Raw genomic sequence first — 18,627 nt, 5'->3', positions numbered from 1 at the left:
CCCCCGGTCGGCCAGACGGCCCGGCCAGGGGCGCGCACACCACCCCGGCCACGCCGACCAGGCCAAGCAGTCCGGCCACGGCGCTGCCCTGGGCAAAGGGCGGCTTTTCCAGGAACAGGGCCAGATTGGCCCAAAAGGCCACAAATCCGCCAAAGAGCAGGCCCTGCACCAGACCGGCCCGGCGCAGCGTCCGGTAGCGGCCAAGCAGCCGGCCAAGGGACAGCAGAATCTGCGGATAGGAGAGCGTGGTCACCGGTTCCACCCGCGGCAGGCGCAGGGAAAGGATGAGACCCATGCCCAGCGTGGCCGCGGCGGCCACGCCATACATCTGCCGCCAGGAGCCGTACTGGGTCACCAGTCCGCTGACCGTGCGCGACAGCAGGATGCCGGCCAGCAGGCCGGCCATCACCACGCCGACCACGCTTCCCCGGCGGGCTTCGGGAGCCAGTTGGGCCGCCATGGGCACCACCTGCTGGGCCACGGTGGCCAGCATTCCCACAAACAGGCTGGAAACCAGAAGCATCGGCAGGCCCGGCGCCAGGGCGGCCACGGCCAGAGCCAGGGACAGGGCCGCAAAGGTCAGGCCAATGAGCCCGCGCCGCTCAAAACGGTCGCCAAGGGGGGCGAGCACCACCAGCCCAAGCGCGTAGCCGACCTGGGTCAGCACCGCGATCCAGGCAATGGCGGCCGCGTCCACCTGGAACTCCTGGGCCAGAATCCCAAGCATGGGCTGGTTGTAATAGATGCTGGCCACGGAAAGGCCGGCGGCCCCGGCCATGAGCGCCACGGTCCCCTGGCCCGGCTCCCGGGCCACGGTATTGGCAAGGGTTGTCTTGGAAACGGTTGGGCTGTGCATATTGCGACTCCTGTGCTTAATTTCGAAACGATACGTTTCGTATATAATCAGCCCGCAACAGGAGTCAAGGCCAAAAACCGCCCTCACCCCAAAAGCGTTTTACACTTAATATTCTGTTATATCATGGAAACAACAGAGAAAACACCCCGGCTGCCGGATCGGGCCGGAATTTACCGCCGGGCCAGTCCGGCAAAGACCAGGGCGCTGAGGGTGCGCACGAAGGCCTCGTCGAGGGGCTGGTGGCGCAGCAACATGCGATGGAAGATGGGGCCGTAGAGGGCGTCCACCAGGAGGTCCAGATCGACGTCCGCCCGGAGTTCCCCGGAGGCGACGCCCCGGCCGAGGACTTCCTTGGCCGCGTTGCGGCGGGGAAACATGTAGCCTTCAAGAAAGGCGGCAAGGATTTCCGGGTCGGCCTGGCCCAGGGCAATGAATTCGCACACGATGCGCCCGGTCGTGCCCCGGTAGGCCTCGGCCAGCCGCAGCATCTGGGTGGTGATGTCGGCCACGGCCGAATCGGTGCGGGGGAAGGCGATCTTCGGCGAAACAGCGGCCAGAAAGGCTTCCATGGCCACGGCACCCTTGCTTGGCCACCAACGATAAAGCGTGGCTTTGCCCACGCCGGCCCGGGCCGCGATGCTTTCCATGGTCAGCCTGGAAAAGCCCACTTCGGAAAGCAGGCTGTTGGCGGCTTCGAGCACGGCAGTTCGTGCGGCATCGCTGCGGGGCCGGCCCGGCAGGCGCTTGGCGCAGGACGAAGGCATCGGCAGCTCCCATGTGTCGCGTCAAACAACACGCCAAAGGCTTCTGCAACAGGCGTGAGGCAACAGGGCCTCACGCGGCAACGGGACGGCATCCCCTTTACAACAACGCTCGCTTGGCTGTGTTGTCCGCGCCAGTACGGTCAAAGGCCGGGAGAAACCTGATTTTTGCAAAAAAACCGTTCATGATTTTTAAGAATGCAAATACACTTGCGTGGCCTGCTTGTGCATAAGGCCGGCCAGCCCTGCGCCAAGGCCCCACGGCCGGGCACTGCAGCGACAACGCAGCCCCGGGCCAGGGCAACAGCCCGGCAGTCCGGGAGCAACACGGCCTCCCGGCGGCTCCGGCGAGACGATAATCTCCAGGCCGGCAAGCTGCAAGGGCGTTGCGCCGGCGATATCCGGCACCCATCTTTTTCCTTTTGTGCTAGGGGAAAAGCACCCCCGAGCCGCCGGGCGAAACCCCAGGCCCGGAGGGCCGCCGTATCGCCGGGAGCCTGAATCCGGGAGCACGCGCGGCCGCCGGGGCCGGCACGCCCCAAAGGGCCTTGGCACCAAATTTGCTAACTGCAAAGGCAAGTGTCATTTTTACAGTGCTTTGCCGGACAATTGCTTTGGCAGCCTCCTGGCAGGAGCCGGCCAGAGCGCGACTATGGCAGCCGCTTCGTCGGGGATGCGGCAACTGACCGGAATGCCCCGGGGCTGTGTGCCGGATGCGGCCGACGCAAGCCCGGCAAGACGGCAAGCAGTCGTTGGCCAATGTTCAAGAGAACTTTGCAAGCGAGGATCTATGTATCCATCCATCAAAGGCCGAAAAATACGCATCGCCGTCATCGGTTGCGGCCGGATTTCCCACAATCATTTTGCGGCTATTGAGCGGCTTTCCGACGATCTTGAACTTGTTGCCATCTGCGACCAGGACGAAGCCCGGCTGGATGAGCACGCCGAGCGCCTGGGCGTGGCGAAGTATAAATTTTACGGGACGCTGCTGGCCGAAAGCAACTGCGACATCGTCTCGCTGTGCACGCCAAGCGGCCTGCACCCCTACGAGACCATTCTGGCCTCCAAGTTCGGCAAGCACGTGATGACGGAAAAGCCCATGGCCACCCGCTGGAAAGACGGCCTGGCCATGGTCAAAGCCTGCGACGATGCCCGGGTCAGGCTGTTTGTCATCAAGCAGAACCGCCGCAACTCCACCATCCAGCTCCTCAAACGGGCCATTGACGAGAAACGGTTCGGACGCATCCACATGGTGCACATGAACGTCTTCTGGACGCGCCCGCAGCAGTATTACGACTCGGCAGAGTGGCGCGGCACCTGGGAAATGGACGGGGGCGCATTCATGAACCAGGCCAGCCATTACGTCGATCTGCTGGACTGGCTGATCGGCCCCATTGCCGACGTGCAGGCCATGACCGGCACCCTGGCCCGGGACATCGAGGTGGAAGACACCGGGGTCATGAATGTCCGCTGGCGTTCCGGTGCCCTGGGCTCCATGGCCGTAACCATGCTCACCTACCCCAAAAACCTGGAAGGAAGCCTCACGATCATTGGCGAGAAAGGCACGGTGCGGGTTGGCGGCGTGGCGGTCAACGAAATCGAATTATGGGATTTTGCCGAACCCCGCGACTATGACGAGCAGGTGAAGGCCGCCAATTACCAGACCACTTCGGTGTACGGCTTTGGCCACCCGCAGTATTTCAAAAACGTCGTGGATGTGCTGCGCGGCGAGGCCCAGCCGGACACAGACGGGCGAGAGGGCCTCAAGTCGCTGGAGGTGCTCATTGCCTCCTATATTTCCGCCCGCGACGGCCGGACCGTCTCTTTGCCGCTCGAATACTAGCTGACGCCTCGCGTTGCCACCCTGTTATCCGAGAGAAAGTGACGCCTGCCATGGAATTTATCGACGTCAAAGCCCAATACCGCCGGCTGGAAGCCCCGATTCGCGCCCGCATCGATGCCGTGCTCGCCCACGGGCACTTCATCATGGGGCCGGAAATCGCCGAGCTTGAGCAACAGCTGGCCGCCTTTGCCGGGGCGCGACACGCCATCACCTGCGCCTCGGGCACCGACGCCCTGCTCCTGCCGCTCCTGGCCTGGGGCATCGGGCCGGGCGACGCCGTCTTCGTCCCGTCGTTCACGTTTTTTGCCACGGCGGAAATGGTTGCCATGACCGGAGCGGTTGCGGTGTTTGTCGATGTGGACCCGGTGACGTTTAACATGGTGCCCGGACAACTGGAAAAGGCCATCGACGCCGTCTTGCGCCGGAATGCCTCGGCCCATCCCCTGCCGGCCCAGGCCCTGCACCGGCAACTGACCCCGCGCGCGGTCATCCCGGTCGATCTGTTCGGCATCGCGGCCGACTATGCCGCCTTGCTGCCCCTGGCCCGGTCCCACGGCCTCCTGACCCTGGAAGACGGGGCCCAGGCCTTTGGCAGCCGCTACCACGGCAAACGGGTCTGCGGCCTGGGGGCCGAGGCTGCGGCCACCAGCTTTTTCCCTGCCAAGCCCCTGGGCTGCTACGGTGACGGCGGAGCCATCTTCACCGACGACGACACGCTGGCCGCGCTGATCAAATCCCTGCGGGTGCATGGCAAGGGCGCAAACAAGTACGACAACGTGCGCATCGGCACAAACAGCCGCATGGACACCCTGCAGGCAGCCATCGTCCTCCCCAAACTGGCTGTTTTCGACGAAGAATTAACCGCCCGCCAGGAGGTTGCCGCCCATTACCGCAGCCTGCTGGCCGGCGTGCCCGGCCTGACGCTGCCCACGGTCCCGACCCACTGCACCAGCTCCTATGCCCAGTATTCCGTGCTGTTCCCATCGGAGACGGTCCGCGACCATGTTGCCGCCGCCCTTCGCGGCCAGGGCATCCCGACTGCCATCTACTATACCACGCCGCTCCATCTGCAACCGGCCTTTGCCCACAGCAACTATACGGCCGGCGACCTGCCGGTGTCTGAAAACCTGTCGCAGCGCATCCTGAGCCTGCCCATGTACCCGTTCATGCCCGAAGCCGACATCGCGGCCGTGGGCCGGGCCATTGTTCACGCCCTTCAACAGACGCCGCCGTCACACAGCTAGACCGATGCCCACCATCCACCCAACAGCCGTCATCGACGACAACGTCCGGATTGGCGACGGCACCCATATCTGGCATTTTTCCCATCTGCTTCCGGGAACCGTCCTTGGCTCCCATTGCAACGTGGGGCAAAACGTCGTCATCGGCCCGAATGTAACCATCGGCAATCGCTGCAAAATACAGAACAACGTCAGTGTCTATACCGGTGTTACGCTGGAAGACGATGTCTTTTGCGGGCCGTCGATGGTCTTTACCAATGTCTTCAATCCCCGGGCCCACATCAAACGCATGGCCGAGGCCCGCCCCACCCGGGTCTGCCACGGCGCGAGCATCGGGGCCAACGCGACCATTGTCTGCGGCGTCACCATCGGCCGCTTTGCCTTTGTCGGCGCCGGGGCGGTCATCACCCGCGACGTGCCGGACCATGCCCTGTATTTCGGCAATCCGGGACGCCTGCATGGCTGGGTGTGCGAATGCGGCGAAAAGCTCACGGACGCGTTGGTCTGTCCGGAATGCGGCCTGGCCTATCAAAAGGCCCCGGCCGGCCTGTCCGGCCTCGTTCGAAGCTGAGGCGGCCGGGCGTGCCCCCCTTGGCCCGGCTCAAAAATTTTTCTCGCCGCGAAGCCGGGCCAGGGCCGCGGCCTCAAGCTCGCCGTAGCGGGAATGGCTGCAGGTGGTGTGTGCGTCCTCATCCAGAAGACGGGCCACGCCAACGCTTTCCATCCAGGCGAAAAAACCCGCCTTTTCCAGGTATTCAAAGAACATGAAGAAATCCTGCCACCCCTGGGAAGCGGCCGCGCCCTTGGGATCGGGCCGCAGGCGGCATCCCATGGAGGCCAGGTCGAGGGCAAAGAGCCGGGACAGCTTTTTGTAAGGCGCCAGCCGGGCCAGGAAGAGGCTGCCAAAGGCGTCGCCGGCTTCCGGTGCAATCTGCCCCTTCCCCTTCGCCTCACCGAGCAGGGTGGACACGAGCAGGGCCAGATACAAGAGGTCCAGATAGAGAAAGAGCGGCTCCCCCAGATCAATGGACGTCTCGAACCGGCCGAGCATGGGCTTGACCGCCACTTCAAACAGATACGGGACAAGCCGGTCGTCGTGGGGCATTTGCTGCAACAGCGCGGCACGGCACCAGACCACGGAGCGGCGGCACATGGCCGCCCGGGAAAGCCGTCTGGTCTGCAGGCCAACCGCCCTGCTTTCCACGAAAATCCGGTAGCCATGCTGCCGCAGGGCCGTACAGAGCGCATGGTCCTCGCCAAAAAGACGCGTATGCCCGCCAAAGCCGCCAACCGCCTGCCAGACCTCGCGGCGCATGAGAAACACCATGCCCGGCACGAAATCGGCCTCCCCGGTCACGGCCAGGGCGTCGCAGCGGTCAAAGGCGTTTAAAAACCGGGACACGGTGTCGCCGCCTTCGTAGCGCGCCACGCTGCCGGCAACCAGACCGATGTCGGGGGTAAGGGCGTGGGGCATGGCAAGGGCCAGCCAGTCAGGGGCCAGGCGCATATCGCAGTCCACGGACAGGATAAGGTCGCCTGCGGCCCGGCCGATCCCCGTGGCCTTGGCCGTGGTGAAGCCCTGGTTGGTTTCAAGGCGGATGAGCTTTATCCGGGTGTCCTCGGGCGGCGGCGCAAAAGGCTCGGTTGAACCGTCATCGACAATGCTGATCGCATCGGGACGAAGGGTCCACCCCTGCTCGTTTTCAAGCAGACCGCCGAGCAATTCGCCGTCGTTGTAGGTATAGGTCGAGAGTGTGAGGAACATGGTTGGCTGCCCGCCTACAGATACTTGCGAAGAAGATGATGTTGCAGGGCCGGATGCCGGTCGTATTGATGCAACACGGGAATGACTTCGCCGTTTGCCCGAACCACACAGCCATCGCCATTGACGCGGACGGCAGATGGCGCGACCAACGCCATATGCAGCACAGGCCCGGCGTCATTGCCATGGGCCACACAGTTCTCCACTGCGTTTTCATGCACGATACGGTTATGGGCCGCCTGATCCGATCCGAAAAAGTCCTCGGCCATGGCCCCGAGTTCGGCGGTGATCCGCTCCAGATAGGCCAGGATGGAGGGCTGGTCGCCGATGACCACGCCGACGCAGGCAATCGGCTTCCCGGCCAGGGTGTCCAGGACGTCGGGCCCATAGGCCCGGACAATGGCGGCGGCATTGAAGGCCTCCCGGCCAAGGGTAGAGGCGTCGTGCTCGAAAAAGACGTGCACGCCGGCTGCCTCGATCGCGTCAAAGGGATTGCGCTGGAAGACCACGTCCCGCACGTCCGTGAGCATGACCCGGCCGCCGTCCCCGGCCAGCCCCTTCAAAAAATCCTGAAAGACAAAGAAGCGTCCACCGGTCACGGTATAGGTTTTGTCCGACTGGGACACACTGCAGGGATAGAGCTCCACGCCCAGGCGGCGCAGCACAACCATTGCTTTCGGTTCCAGATCCCAGACAAAAAGACAGATGCGCCCGGCGTACCCGGTTTTTTTCAGGGACAGCACAAAAGGCAGCAGGTCCTCCAGAGCGTAGCCTGTGGCTGCGCCCAAAACCAGATCGTCTGCATTTCCTGTCTTCATGCCCTGCTCCCTGCCCTGGCCCAGGCTAGCCCATCCGCCCGGGCAAGTCCATTTGCGGCCCCTCTGCGCCAGGCACTGCAGCCAACAAGACTCCGGCACCCGTCACCACGCCCGCACCATGCCCGGGCAGCCCATGGTTGCGCCAGACTGGCGCGCCGGCAGGGCCGGACCCTTGCAACGAGGCCTTGATCACGATATTCGGGGGCAGCCTGGAATACGGCAGGCCACTCCAACCTCCCGACGCCCCCCAAGGTGCTCCACCATGCGCATCATGCAAATCGGCAACTCGCACCACGCCTACCTGGCTCATTTCGCCCAGCTTTTCAGGAAAAAGACGACCCACGCCGAACTGATGCAGGCCTATATCGACGACTACTATTGGTGCTGCCATACCCTGATACCGGCCTTCAAACGCCTGGGGCATGAGACCTTTCTGTGCGTGCCGACGGAAACGATGAGCCAACGCCTGTGGTGCGAGGAACAGGGCATTCCCTGGGACCCGAGCGCCCCGATCCTGGCCTGTCTGGCCCAGATCGCCTGGTTTCAACCGGATATCCTCTACATCGGCAGCGCCAGCCTCTATGACGACGGGCTGCTCGACTACCTGCCCTATCGTCCGAAAGTCGTGGTCGGCTGGCACGCCACCATTACCCGGCCGCACATGCTTTTCCATAATTACGACATCATCCTCTCCTCGCATAGGGAATGCCTGTACATGTCCCGCCAGCAGGGGGCGCGCCATACCGAGTATGCTTTCCCGGGAATGCCGGCGGAACTGGCCACCAAGTTTTCTGCGGTCAAACGCACGGATCTGTGTTTTTCCGGCTATTGGGCTGTGTCGCATCCGCAGCGCAACAAATTCCTGTTCGAGTTGGCCACCCGCCTGCCGACGCTCCCCATCGACTGCGCCTATTATCTGGGGTTTTACAATCAAGGCCCGCCGTGCCCGGAGATCGTGCAACGCTACAACCGGGGGGAAGTCTGGGGACTGGCCATGTTCAAGGCCTTTGCCTGTTCCCGCATCACCCTCAACGGGTTTGGCTCCATCAATTCCGGCCATCAGAACCTGAGCCCCAACATGCGCCAGTTGGAAGGCATGGGCGTCGGCAGCCTCATGCTGACCGAACGCTCCGACAATCTGTCCGCCTTTTTCACCGAAGGCCATGACCTGGTGACCTACGCCACCACAGAAGACCTGATCGACAAGGCTCTTTACTATCTGGGCCATGAAGACGAGCGGGAGCAGATTGCCGCCCAGGGCAAGGCCACCTGCCTCAAGTACTACAACCTGGACATTCGCGCCCGGGCCTTTCTGGACACGGTGGACCGGGTGCTCGAGGCCGGCACGGCCCCGCCCCCGGGCTCGCTGATTCGTGCCCTCAAGGCCATCGTGGCCGCCTTCCGCCATGACGCGTCCGTAGCCGGGCGCGAAGACGTGCAGACCCTTTGCACCCAAAGTCTGGCCGCCGCCCGCCGCCTCATGCTGGCCGGGGACATGGAAAAGGCCCTGCCTCTGCTGGAGAGCCTCGAGCGTCTCCCGGTCGAGGGCATGAAACAGCTGAACCTGTGCCGCGCCTTGCGAAGCGCCTTTGCCGGGGAGCCTTCGACCGAGGCCTTCCTGCGCCAGGAGCTGGAACTGTGGCCGGAAAACGACGAAGCCCGGCGCTGCCTGTCCGATCTGGTCCTCGGGGTGAGCCTTTGGCCGTAAGCGTCCCCGCGAAGAGACGCCGGGGGCGCGGTTTCGCCAAAGGCCTGCAGCGGGCCGCATAACACAATCCAGCCAGGCAGACCCGGCCACGCCCGTTCCCCGGCCACCTCGAAGAAACGGCAGCCTCCCGCCGCAGGGGAATCCACACCTGCGACGCCGACCCTTTGGCCGCCTCCCAATTGCCGCACTTCCCGGACAAGGTCTCGATCCTGCCCTTTGGCTCCGGCCGCAGGGCAGGCCAGAGGCCTTGCGCCCCGAGCCTGTTAAACCCGCCACGCCAGGAATTCCGGCTGCCCCTGCCGGCGCGGACGCCTCCTGCCTTGGTTTGGCCGGGGCCAGCCGCCGCCGTTTGGTCATTAATTCTGGCCCGGATTGGCGCTCTCCTGTAGAGTCGGCAAATATGGGCCAAAAAAATATCCTCTTGCCAGGAAAACAACCCCGTACAAAATCCCTGGAAGGCCAAGAAGCACCCGTACGCCAGTCGTGACAACCGCTCACGGCAAACCAGCCGAGAGGCGAAATCCAAGTCAGGGTACATTCCTATGGGCGTCTCTTTTGAAAAATTCTTCTCCGGTTCGATCACCAGGAATCTCGTCCTGGTCGCCGCCAGCGGGATTCTTCCTGTGCTCCTGGTCATCCTGGCCTCGGGCATCGCCCTTCGGGAGGCGAAACTGGCGGACACCGAGGCCGAAGCCCGGCGCATGGTGGAGAACATCACCGAGCAGCAAAACAATATCACTCTGGGATCCAGGCAGTTGCTCGTCACCCTGTCCCTGATCCCGGACGTGCGGCAAAGAAACGTCGAGGCCTGCAACGTGCTCTTCAGGGAACTCGTCAGGCATAACCCGATCCATGCCAATATCACCCTCCTCGACGTGCAGGGGAAGGTCCTGGCCTCTGCCCTCCCCTTTTCCGCCGTGAGTTTCGCCGACCAGAAGCATGTCATGGAGGCCATGGCCACCAGGCAGTTCTCGGCTGGCGAATATCTCCTGGGCCGGGTCAGCACCGTGCCTATCCTCGCCTTTGCCCTGCCTGTGCTGGACCCGGACGGCCAACTGACCGCCATCCTGACCACCAGCCTCAATCTTGAGCGCTATTACGCCCTGTTTGACAAGTCGTCCCTCCCGCAAGGCTCCATCCTCGCCATCCTGGACCGTAACGGCCGCCGCCTGCTCTACCATCCCCCGAACCCGGCCACCCCGATTGGCGGAAAGATCAACCCCCGGGTCTGGGAAATCTACGCCAGCCAGGCCGCAGGCATCGACAAGCACAAGGGCATGGACGGGGTCAGCCGCATTTATGCCTTCAAGAGTCTCGGGCTGGGGCCGCAGACTCCCGCCTATTGCACCATTGCCGTGGCCATTCCCGAGGCCCAGGCCCTGGCCGCTGCCGATGCGGTGACGAGCCGGCACCTCGTCTGGCTGGGTTTTGCCGCGCTTTTCGCCTTCTCGCTGGCCTGGGTTATCGGCCGCAAGGGGATCGTCAACCGACTGTCCAGGCTGGCCGCCGTGGCGTCCGAACTGGGCCGGGGCAACCTGACGGCCAGGACGGGACTGAACGAAATAAGCGGAACGCTTGGAACGGTGAGCAAGGCCTTTGACGCCATGGCAGCGGCCATCCAGATCCGGGAGATGGAGCGCGACAAATCGCAGCAGGCCCTGATGGAAAGCGACAAGCGCTACCAAGCCACGCTCACGGCCGTAAACGACGGCATCTGGGACTGGCATGTACCGACCGGCGAGGCCTACTTCAGCCCTCTCTACTACGGGCTGCTTGGCTACGACGACCAGGAATTCCCCCCATCCTACGCCACCTGGCGGCCACTTGTGCACCCCGAGGATATTGCCGGGGTGGAGCAGGCCCTGCACCAAGCCATCGAAAACGGCCAGGGCTTTCGCATCGACCTGCGGATGCGGACCAGGGACGGCAGCTGGAAATGGGTCCAGACGCGGGGGAAAGCCACGGAAAACGATGCCGCCGGGCGGGCCCTGCGGATGGTTGGCACCCTAAGCGACGTCACCGACCGCAAGCAGGCCGAAGAGGCCCTCAAAACGGCCAGGAATCAGGCGGAATCCGCCAACCGGGTCAAGTCGGAATTTTTAGCCAACATGAGCCACGAGATCCGCACGCCGTTAAACGGTGTCCTGGGGATGCTCCAGCTCATGAGGACTACCGTTCTTGACAACGAACAGAAAGAGTACCTCCTGGCCGCAATCAAGTCGTCAAACCGCCTCACCCGCCTGCTGTCCGACATCCTCGACCTGTCTCGGATCGAGTCGGGGAAAATGGCCCTTACCGAAGAGGAATTCGCTCTGGCAGGCCAGCGGGAATCCGTTTTGGAACTTTTCGCCCTGGAGGCCAAAGAGAAGCGGGTCGAGCTGGATTTTTCCATCGACGACCGTGTGCCGCCGCGGCTGATCGGGGACAAGTCCCGGCTCCAGCAGATCTTTTTCAATCTGGTTGGAAACGCCCTCAAATTCACTGACAGCGGCAGTGTCCGGGTCGAGGTGACGCCACTTGGCCTTCATAACGGCCTGTTTCGCCTGCTGTTCGTTGTCAGCGACACGGGAATCGGGATTGACGACGATCTGCTCCGGATCATCTTCGAGCCCTTCACCCAGGCGGAAGGCTCCTACACGCGCCGATTCCAGGGGGCCGGACTCGGGCTTTCCATTGTCCGCAGGCTGCTTGGCATGATGGGCGGGGATCTGGCCATCGACAGCACGCTGGGCGTCGGGACGACGGTCTATTGCTCCCTGCCCTTCAAACTCCCAGACACCCTGCCGCGGCCGACGCCTCAGGCCGAACAGGTTGCACCTGCCGGGCATACCCGGCCGATACGCCTGCTTTTCGCTGAAGACGACGCCGTGAACCTGATGGCCGGCAAGCGGCTGCTCGAGAAGTCCGGGTACACCGTGGTCACGGCCGCGGATGGGCGGGAAGTCCTTGCGCGTCTGGCGCAACAGGAATTCAACCTGATCCTCATGGACGTGCAAATGCCCCGCCTCGACGGCGTGGCCGCCACCCGGGCCATCCGTGAAGGACAGGCCGGCCCGGACAAGGCCGGCATCCCGATCATCGCCATGACGGCCTATGCCATGGCCGGGGACAAGGAAAAATTCTTCGCCGCCGGCATGGACGGCTATGTCTCCAAGCCCGTGGACATGGCCGAATTGCAGGCTGTCATCGGCCATGTCATGGCAAAAAAGACTGCAGCAAGGCAAGGGTAGCCCCAATCCGCCGGACAACGACACCTCCTGCCGCTCAAGGGACGACCAGACGCTTTATGAAAAGCATGCACCCCCCCACCACCCCGTTCGTCTGCGCTGTCAGCGTCACCGGACACCGCCGCCTCACCCCGGAAAGCCTCCCGGCCATCACCAAGGCCGTGTCCGACATCCTGGCCGCCGTCCGCCAGGAGGTAACAAACCAGCTGGCCCTGGCCCCGCAGGGGCTTTACAGCCCCGGCCCGCCCCTGTTGCGCTGCATCTCCCCCCTGGCCGAGGGTGCGGATCGCATCGTGGCCGGGCAGGCCTTGGAGCAGGGCTATGTCCTGCAGACGCCGCTGCCTTTTTTGCAGCACGAGTACGAAAAGGACTTTCCTGCGGCAGCGTCCAAACAGCAGTTCCGGGACTTGCTTGGCAAGGCCACGGCTGTCCTGGAACTGGACGGAACCCGCAAGCCCGAAGGCGAGGCGTATCTCGCTGCGGGCCGCATCGTCCTTGAACACAGCGATCTGCTCATCGCCGTCTGGGACGGGGCCGTGCCCAACGGGATCGGCGGGACCGGACACATCGTGGCCGAGGCAGAGGATCGCGGCCTGCCCGTTGTCATCATCGACCCGGCCCATCCGGCCGCCCTGCGTTTCCAGTTTCCGGGCGCAACCAACCATTGGGGCCAGGATCTCAACGCGTGTATCGGACGCCTTATCCTGCCGCCCGCCCCGCTCCCCGAAACCAATCCTGTCTGGTCATGGAAAGACCATCTGCGGGATTGGTTCTCCGGGGGCGGGTCCGGGAGCACCTCGCCAGCCCAGTATTTCGCCGAGACCCGGCCCGGACCGACGCTGCTCGGCCGTTTCCCTGCCTGGTTTGAAAAGACGCTCGCCCGGAAAAAGCCGCCCTGCGGCCCGGGCACATCCGATTGTTTGCGCTTCCGGGACAGGCTTGCCGCCCGATGGAAAGGGCTTTGCGCCCTGCTTGCCGGCAAGCGGCCGCCCGACAACGGCCCGCCCCGGTCCACGGCCTGCGCCTGGTGCGATGCCCTCGGCTTTGATCGTCCCGCGGCCAAGCAGGCAGAAGTCCTTCTGGCCGAGCATTACGAATGGGCAGACCAGCTGGCCGTCCATTATGCCGCGCTCTACCGGGCCGTCGGCTTTTTGCGCCATCTGCTCATGGCCGTTGTCCTGGTCGGCGTTTTCATCGGCTCCTATGTCAAGCATTTCGACGCCGTCGGCTTTGGCATCCAGGTTCTGGCCTTTGCCCTCATCCTGCTCCTCATCCAACTCAATGCCGCCCGCAACTGGCACCAGCGGTTTCTCGACTATCGTTTCATCGCCGAGGAGTTGCGGCATATGCGCTTCCTGTTCCTGTTGGGCTGCGTGCCGGCTTCCGCCCGCAACAGCATGGCCAGGACGTACACGCGGGAAAACTGGCCGGCCTGGCATCTGCGCAACATCGCCCGCCAAGCCGGCCTGGTCCCGGCCAGGATGGAACCCGCTTTGCTGGAGAAGTACCGCCAACGGCTTGATTCCGATGTGCTCACCGACCAGATCAATTTTTATGACGCCCGGAAGGAGCGCTATGGGCTGATCGCCGACCGGCTCAGCGCCTTTGGCATCTGGTGCTTCATCGCCGGCCTGGGCTTTATCGCCCTGCGCTTTGTCATTGTCTGGCTGGTGAAAGACAATGCCACCCTGTTCCTCGACCTCACGGGCAATAGCGTGCGCGTGGCGCTGAACCAGATCTCCCTGGTTATCCCCTCCGTGGCCTCCATGGCTTTCGCCCTCCGGGCCCAGGGCGAATACGCCACGCTGAGCACAAGATATGCCCACACCCGGGAGGACCTTCAGCGCAACCAACAGGCCCTGCAGGCCATGGTCAGGCCGACTCGCGACAAGTTGGCAAATTTTTCGAGACACTTGGCGGCCTTACTGACCATCGAGGTCTCCGAATGGCATGGGCTGGTCAAAAACAAGACGCTCAGACCCTATTGATCGGCCCCGGCAGGGGCGGCAAAGGACCGCAGCCCCGCAACCCGTCGCGCCGCAATACGGCTCGCCATGTCCCGGCCGGCCAGGCGACCCCCGCAAAAAAGAGTCCGGGCGCTGCGGCAACAACCGCAGCGCCCGGATTCTTTTTTACAGGTACGCTCAAAAGCCGGCCATAAGCGGATCAGTCGGGGCCCTGCTCCTTGTCCGGATGCTGCCCGGTCGTTTGCACCTCTTCATGCCGGCCCGTCACCATGCCCCTTATAAGGCTCAGCGGCGTCGCGCCGGTCGTGGCCAGATAGAGATGGCCGACAACAAAGAGCGCGAAGCCGATGACAATACTATAGTGGGCCGCGACCAGGAAGCGGCGCGGTGCGATGGCCGCCGTGACGGCCTCCGGCAGGAGCAGCAGCCCGCCGGATGTGATGAGCACCGGCAGGCCGATGAGGAACACGGCCAGATAGGCTGTGCGCTGCAGCGGATTGAAACGGCGCTCCCGGGTCACCGGGAAGGGATGCGGCTCGCCCCGGAAGATGCCGTAACAGTAATAGCGCGCCTGGATAGAGAGCGGCCCCATCCCTCCCTGCCCGCCCGGCAGGTACTGCCGGATGTCGCCCGTGGCCACGGCCCGGATGACGTAGGCCAGGAAGTTTGCCGCCAACAGCAGGCCGCACACATTGTGGATGCGCGTGGCCGGCTCAAGCCCGAGCGCCCAGGCGGCTTCCTGGAAGCGCACGGACAGGCCGGTGTAGCCGAGGATGGCGAACAGGCCGGCGTTTATCCAGTGGGTGACCCGCACGAAGGCCGGATACAGGTCGTGCGACACCAGCGTCCCGACAGGGCGGCGGCGCGGCCAGGCCCGGCCAAGGCCGTGCACGAGCACCAGGGCGAACACGCCGGAAACGGCCGTGCCGCCGATGGTGCTGAGCACCGGGGCCACCTGGTTTGGCGGGAAGTAGCCCGACGTGACCGGAGCCGCACCGCCTGTATGGGGCGTGGCCCGGGCCACGATCAGCGATTTGCCCGCCTCGGTGTGGCAGGTGGCGCAGTCGCGAACAGCGGTCTTTTTCTCGCCGATCAGGTGGTCGTTGGGATCGGCCACGGGCGTGTGGCATTCCACGCACATGACGGACCGGCTGTGGGCGCTCCAGTTGGTCAGGAAGGCATGGGCCGCCTTGGCGTCGGGCACGGATTTGCCCGAGAGTTCCTGGAGTTTGGCCGCATTGTCGTGGCAGGCCAGACACTGGGCGTTGTACATGGCCGTGAGCGAGGCATAGGCCACCTGCTCGGGCTTTTTCGGCTGGGCATGGGGGTTGTGGCAACTGCCGCAGGACACCTTGTCCTTGAGCTTTTCGGCATGGGTGCTCTGGCCAAAGGCCTTGATCTGATGGGCCAGCCCCACGTTGTGGCAGGACAGGCAGGTGGCGTTGTCGGGCCGGGCCACGGCATGGGGCACCTGGGTGAAGCTGTCTGCGCCCTTTTGGCCGGTGTGGCAGGTGGCGCAGGGAATGTTGGCATGGGTGCCGTGCTGGTAGTCGGCCACGTCCACGTGCAGATTAAGGGTTTTACCGCGTTCGGTCACCGGCTTTGGCGGCGTGGCTGCCCCATGGCAGGACAGGCAGGCCGTGCTCTGGGCCGTGGCCCCCTGTTTGCCCGAGAGCAGCACGGCCTTGGCCGCGTCGTCGCCGGTAAAGGCCGTGGCAATGACCCCGGCCATGGCGTCGGTGGAGGTCACGGCATTGGAGGCCACCTTGCGATGGCAGGTGGCGCAGTCCCGTGAAGCGGCCATCGGATCGGTTTTGTTGGTATTGTTGTGGCATTTGAAGCAGGCCTTGTCCGTGAAGTGGTCGGCCATGGTGACATGGGCCACTTTCTGGGTGTCGAAAAGCTTGGTGTGGCAATCCGCGCACCGAAAGCCCTTGGACGCGTGCAGCCTGCCGTCGAACATGACGGTCCCCTGGCCTCCGCCGCCGTAGCGCAGGGATTTCCCGCCGCCGGTCGCCAGGGACGTCCCCGGCCAGGCGGTCAGGAGAGCCAGGAGCAGGAGACTCCAGGCTCGTTTCATGCCTGCTCCCTGGTGATGACGTTGGCCGGGACATTGCGCGCACTGGGAACGCCGGTCAGGGTCATGGCCACGGTCAGCTCATCCTTGATGATGTTCATCATAAGGGCCACGCCCTCGCGGCCGCCGCCATGGGCCCCGCGCACCAGCGGCCGGCCGCACAGGCACACATCCGCGCCCATGGCCAGATACTTAAGCACGTCCTGGCCCCGGCGCACCGCGCCGTCGACCAGGATCACGGCCCGGCCCTTGACGGCCTCGGCAATGGCCGGCAGCACCGTGGCCGTGGCCGGGGTGTAGTCCAGGACGCGGCCGCCGTGGTTGGACACGGCAATGCCCTTGGCACCGATGTCCACGGCGATCTTGGCCTCCTCCACGGTCATGATGCCCTTGATGATAAAGGGCAGGCTGGTGGACTTGGCCAGCTCGGCCAGCTGCTTCGGGGTCTTGGGCTCGACGGTCTGGCCGGGGACGGCCCGGGCGGCCCGGCCGGCAGAGTCGATGTCGATGGCCACGGCAATGCCGCCGGCCTCCTCGACCATGCGGAAGCGCTTGATGATCTCTTCGTTGGTCTTGGGCTTGATGGTGACGATGGCCCGGCCGCCGAACTGCTGTTTGAGTACGGCGATGCGGCGCTCGAAGACGTCCATCTGGTCGCCGATGCCGTCCGCCACCCAGCCGATGGTGCCGGCGTCCTGGCAGCCGCCGAGGATGGAGATGACGTATTCCTCCTCGGTCATTTTGTTGCCCATGTTGTAGCTGACGCCGCCGGTGACGGCCGAGGTCACGGGCATGGACAGCTTTTGCCCGAAAAGCGTGGTGGTCAGGTCGGGCTTTTTCACGTCGTGAAAGGTCCGCATGACCAGATCGATTCTGTTTAAGGTGTTGTAGTTGTTTTTAAATGCCTGGCCGGAGCCGATGCCGCCCATGCCCGGCACCTCGCCGGCGCAGGCCACGCCGTCGCACTCCGGACAGACGCGGCAGATGGGGTAGAGCTTTTCCCGGGCCACGCGCAGCACATCGCCGATCTTGAGCTTGGGGGCGCCGGCCGGCGGGGTGGCGGCTGCGGCGGCAGGGGCGGCCTCGGCTGCGGCCTGGGCGGTCTTGACGAGCAGCGGCGATAAAAGCGCGCCGACGCCGGCCACCATGCCGGCCTTTATGAAGTTGCGGCGGGTCGGGGATTCGGTGTCGTGTATGTCCTTGGTCATCGGAACTGCCTTTTGGTTTGTCGGTTGCGGCGGCACGCGGCCAAAACGCCCGGCTATTTCGCCGGGACGAAACTCTGGGCCACGATGGACTGGGCCGGCGGGGTCAGCATGAATGCAAAAAAGGCCGTAACCTCTTGGGAAGGCTTGACGGCAATGAGCGACAGGGGGCGCTTGAGGCGATACGCCCCGGACCGGACGGCGGCGGCCTCGGGCCTGGCTTTGTCGATGGAGACGGCGGCCACGCCGGGCACGGCAAAGGACATGGACGAGGCGGTGATGCCGCCCGGATCTTTGGCCACGTCGGCCACGCAGTCGGTGGCGTCGTCGAGTTCCTTGACCGGGCCGTAGGCCGTGTCGCCAAGGACCATGGCCTTGAAGGCCTTGACCGTGGCCCGGCCGCCGTCGAGCTTTTCGCTGTACACGGTGATGGGCAGGTCCGGGCCGCCGACTTCCTTCCAGTTGGTGGCCTTGCCCGAGAAAATGTCCTTGAGCTGGGCCATGCTCAGGTCTTTGGCGGTGTTTTGCGGGTGCACGAAAATGCCCATGACGTCGTAGCCGATGACCTCGATGTCGGTCAGGGCGGCCTTTTCCTTGTCGGTCGGCTCGCTGGCCAGCCCGCCGAAGGAGACCTGGCCGGCCACCACGGCCTTGAAGCCGGCCCCGGCCCCGGCCGTGCCGATGGCGCCGAAGGGAATGCCGGTCTTGGCGGTAAAGAGCTTGGTGGCCTCGGGCAGGACCATGTGCCCGATGGTGCTGGCCCCTTCGTAGGTCAGGGGCTCGGCGGCGGCGGCGTTGCCGGCGTACAGGGTGAGGGCCAGGAGGCCGGCCAGACTGCAAAGCCCGACGATGCGCAATCCGTTCATACTCGCTCCTCTGCTTGAAACCATGCGGCCGGAGGCCGCGGACAGTCGCCGCGAACCGGCTGCCGCCTCCGAGGCGGGGCCGTCCCTCGTTCGTGACGGAATTCCCAAAGCAGGAGTGATGCCAGGACGGGTCTTGTGGCTTAACAGGCTGGATACAATAGGAAATTGAGTTTCTCTGACGGGAAAGGACCTGGGCAAGGGGTATGCCGGACGGCAAGTCCCCGGGGGCTTGGGCCGCCAGGCCCGGAAGCACGGCGCTTTGGCGGCACATGCCAAAAGGCATGATGTGCCTGTCG

Annotated in this window: 13 protein-coding genes; 6 read left to right on the top strand and 7 right to left on the bottom strand. The window is 64.3% G+C overall.

Translation table 11 applies throughout. The annotated features are described in order from the left end of the window. Positions 1 to 856 (bottom strand): MFS transporter (locus DVDV_RS08425; RefSeq protein WP_083634722.1); only part of this gene is annotated, 856 nt, incomplete at its 3' end. A gap of 170 nt (positions 857 to 1,026) precedes the next feature. Next, the gene (locus tag DVDV_RS08420) at positions 1,027 to 1,620 is read right to left on the bottom strand and encodes a TetR/AcrR family transcriptional regulator (protein ID WP_075354233.1); all 594 of its coding nucleotides are present in this window, start codon (positions 1,618 to 1,620) and stop codon (positions 1,027 to 1,029) included. A 787-nt stretch (positions 1,621 to 2,407) separates the two neighbouring features. On the opposite strand from DVDV_RS08420, the gene DVDV_RS08415 reads away from it, so the two are divergent. Genes DVDV_RS08415 through DVDV_RS08405 form a run of 3 tightly spaced genes read left to right on the top strand, consistent with a single transcriptional unit; the run spans position 2,408 to position 5,272 of the window. Then, on the top strand, positions 2,408 to 3,460 hold the full coding sequence (locus DVDV_RS08415; RefSeq protein ID WP_075354232.1) for a Gfo/Idh/MocA family protein: 1,053 nt from the start codon (positions 2,408 to 2,410) through the stop codon (positions 3,458 to 3,460). Between the two features lie 50 nt (positions 3,461 to 3,510). Further along, positions 3,511 to 4,704, top strand: coding sequence for a DegT/DnrJ/EryC1/StrS aminotransferase family protein (locus tag DVDV_RS08410; protein ID WP_075354231.1), 1,194 nt, complete (start codon positions 3,511 to 3,513; stop codon positions 4,702 to 4,704). A 4-nt stretch (positions 4,705 to 4,708) separates the two neighbouring features. Beyond that, positions 4,709 to 5,272: an acyltransferase gene (locus tag DVDV_RS08405; protein WP_075354230.1), complete on the top strand. Its 564-nt coding sequence runs from the start codon at positions 4,709 to 4,711 to the stop codon at positions 5,270 to 5,272. Between the two features lie 30 nt (positions 5,273 to 5,302). Here DVDV_RS08405 and DVDV_RS08400 read toward each other — a convergent pair whose 3' ends face one another. Together DVDV_RS08400 and DVDV_RS08395 are read right to left on the bottom strand one after the other, a co-directional pair. Then, positions 5,303 to 6,466, bottom strand: coding sequence for a glycosyltransferase family 2 protein (locus DVDV_RS08400; RefSeq protein WP_075354229.1), 1,164 nt, complete (start codon positions 6,464 to 6,466; stop codon positions 5,303 to 5,305). A 14-nt stretch (positions 6,467 to 6,480) separates the two neighbouring features. Next, a complete protein-coding gene (locus DVDV_RS08395; protein WP_075354228.1) occupies positions 6,481 to 7,281 on the bottom strand; it encodes a hypothetical protein in 801 nt (266 codons plus the stop codon). Positions 7,282 to 7,543: 262 nt separating this feature from the next. On the opposite strand from DVDV_RS08395, the gene DVDV_RS08390 reads away from it, so the two are divergent. The 3 genes from DVDV_RS08390 (at position 7,544) to DVDV_RS08375 (ending at position 14,204) form a co-directional block, all read left to right on the top strand. Continuing rightward, complete coding sequence (locus DVDV_RS08390) at positions 7,544 to 8,989, top strand: glycosyltransferase (RefSeq protein ID WP_075354227.1); 1,446 nt, start codon at positions 7,544 to 7,546, stop codon at positions 8,987 to 8,989. Positions 8,990 to 9,531: 542 nt separating this feature from the next. Beyond that, positions 9,532 to 12,219 (top strand): ATP-binding protein, encoded by a 2,688-nt coding sequence (locus tag DVDV_RS08380; protein WP_083634720.1) that lies wholly within the window; start codon positions 9,532 to 9,534, stop codon positions 12,217 to 12,219. Positions 12,220 to 12,275: 56 nt separating this feature from the next. Continuing rightward, a complete protein-coding gene (locus DVDV_RS08375; RefSeq protein ID WP_075354226.1) occupies positions 12,276 to 14,204 on the top strand; it encodes a hypothetical protein in 1,929 nt (642 codons plus the stop codon). A gap of 178 nt (positions 14,205 to 14,382) precedes the next feature. Here DVDV_RS08375 and DVDV_RS08370 read toward each other — a convergent pair whose 3' ends face one another. From DVDV_RS08370 to DVDV_RS08360, 3 genes are read right to left on the bottom strand one after another with little or no spacing between them, the layout of a single operon-like run. Then, the gene (locus tag DVDV_RS08370) at positions 14,383 to 16,263 is read right to left on the bottom strand and encodes a cytochrome c3 family protein (RefSeq protein ID WP_075354225.1); all 1,881 of its coding nucleotides are present in this window, start codon (positions 16,261 to 16,263) and stop codon (positions 14,383 to 14,385) included. After that, positions 16,260 to 17,468 (bottom strand): alpha-hydroxy-acid oxidizing protein, encoded by a 1,209-nt coding sequence (locus DVDV_RS08365; RefSeq protein WP_254845311.1) that lies wholly within the window; start codon positions 17,466 to 17,468, stop codon positions 16,260 to 16,262. The genes DVDV_RS08370 and DVDV_RS08365 overlap by 4 nt, the downstream gene beginning before the upstream one ends. Before the next feature lie 53 nt (positions 17,469 to 17,521). Then, entirely contained in the window at positions 17,522 to 18,331 is an 810-nt protein-coding gene (locus tag DVDV_RS08360) for a substrate-binding domain-containing protein (RefSeq protein WP_075354224.1), read from the bottom strand. Positions 18,332 to 18,627 lie beyond the last annotated feature (296 nt).

Source organism: Desulfovibrio sp. DV, assembly GCF_001936595.1.
Taxonomy (GTDB): Bacteria; Desulfobacterota; Desulfovibrionia; order Desulfovibrionales; family Desulfovibrionaceae; genus Solidesulfovibrio.
Note: the sequence above shows the minus strand (reverse complement) of the source record. Positions and strands in the feature narration are given on the sequence as shown.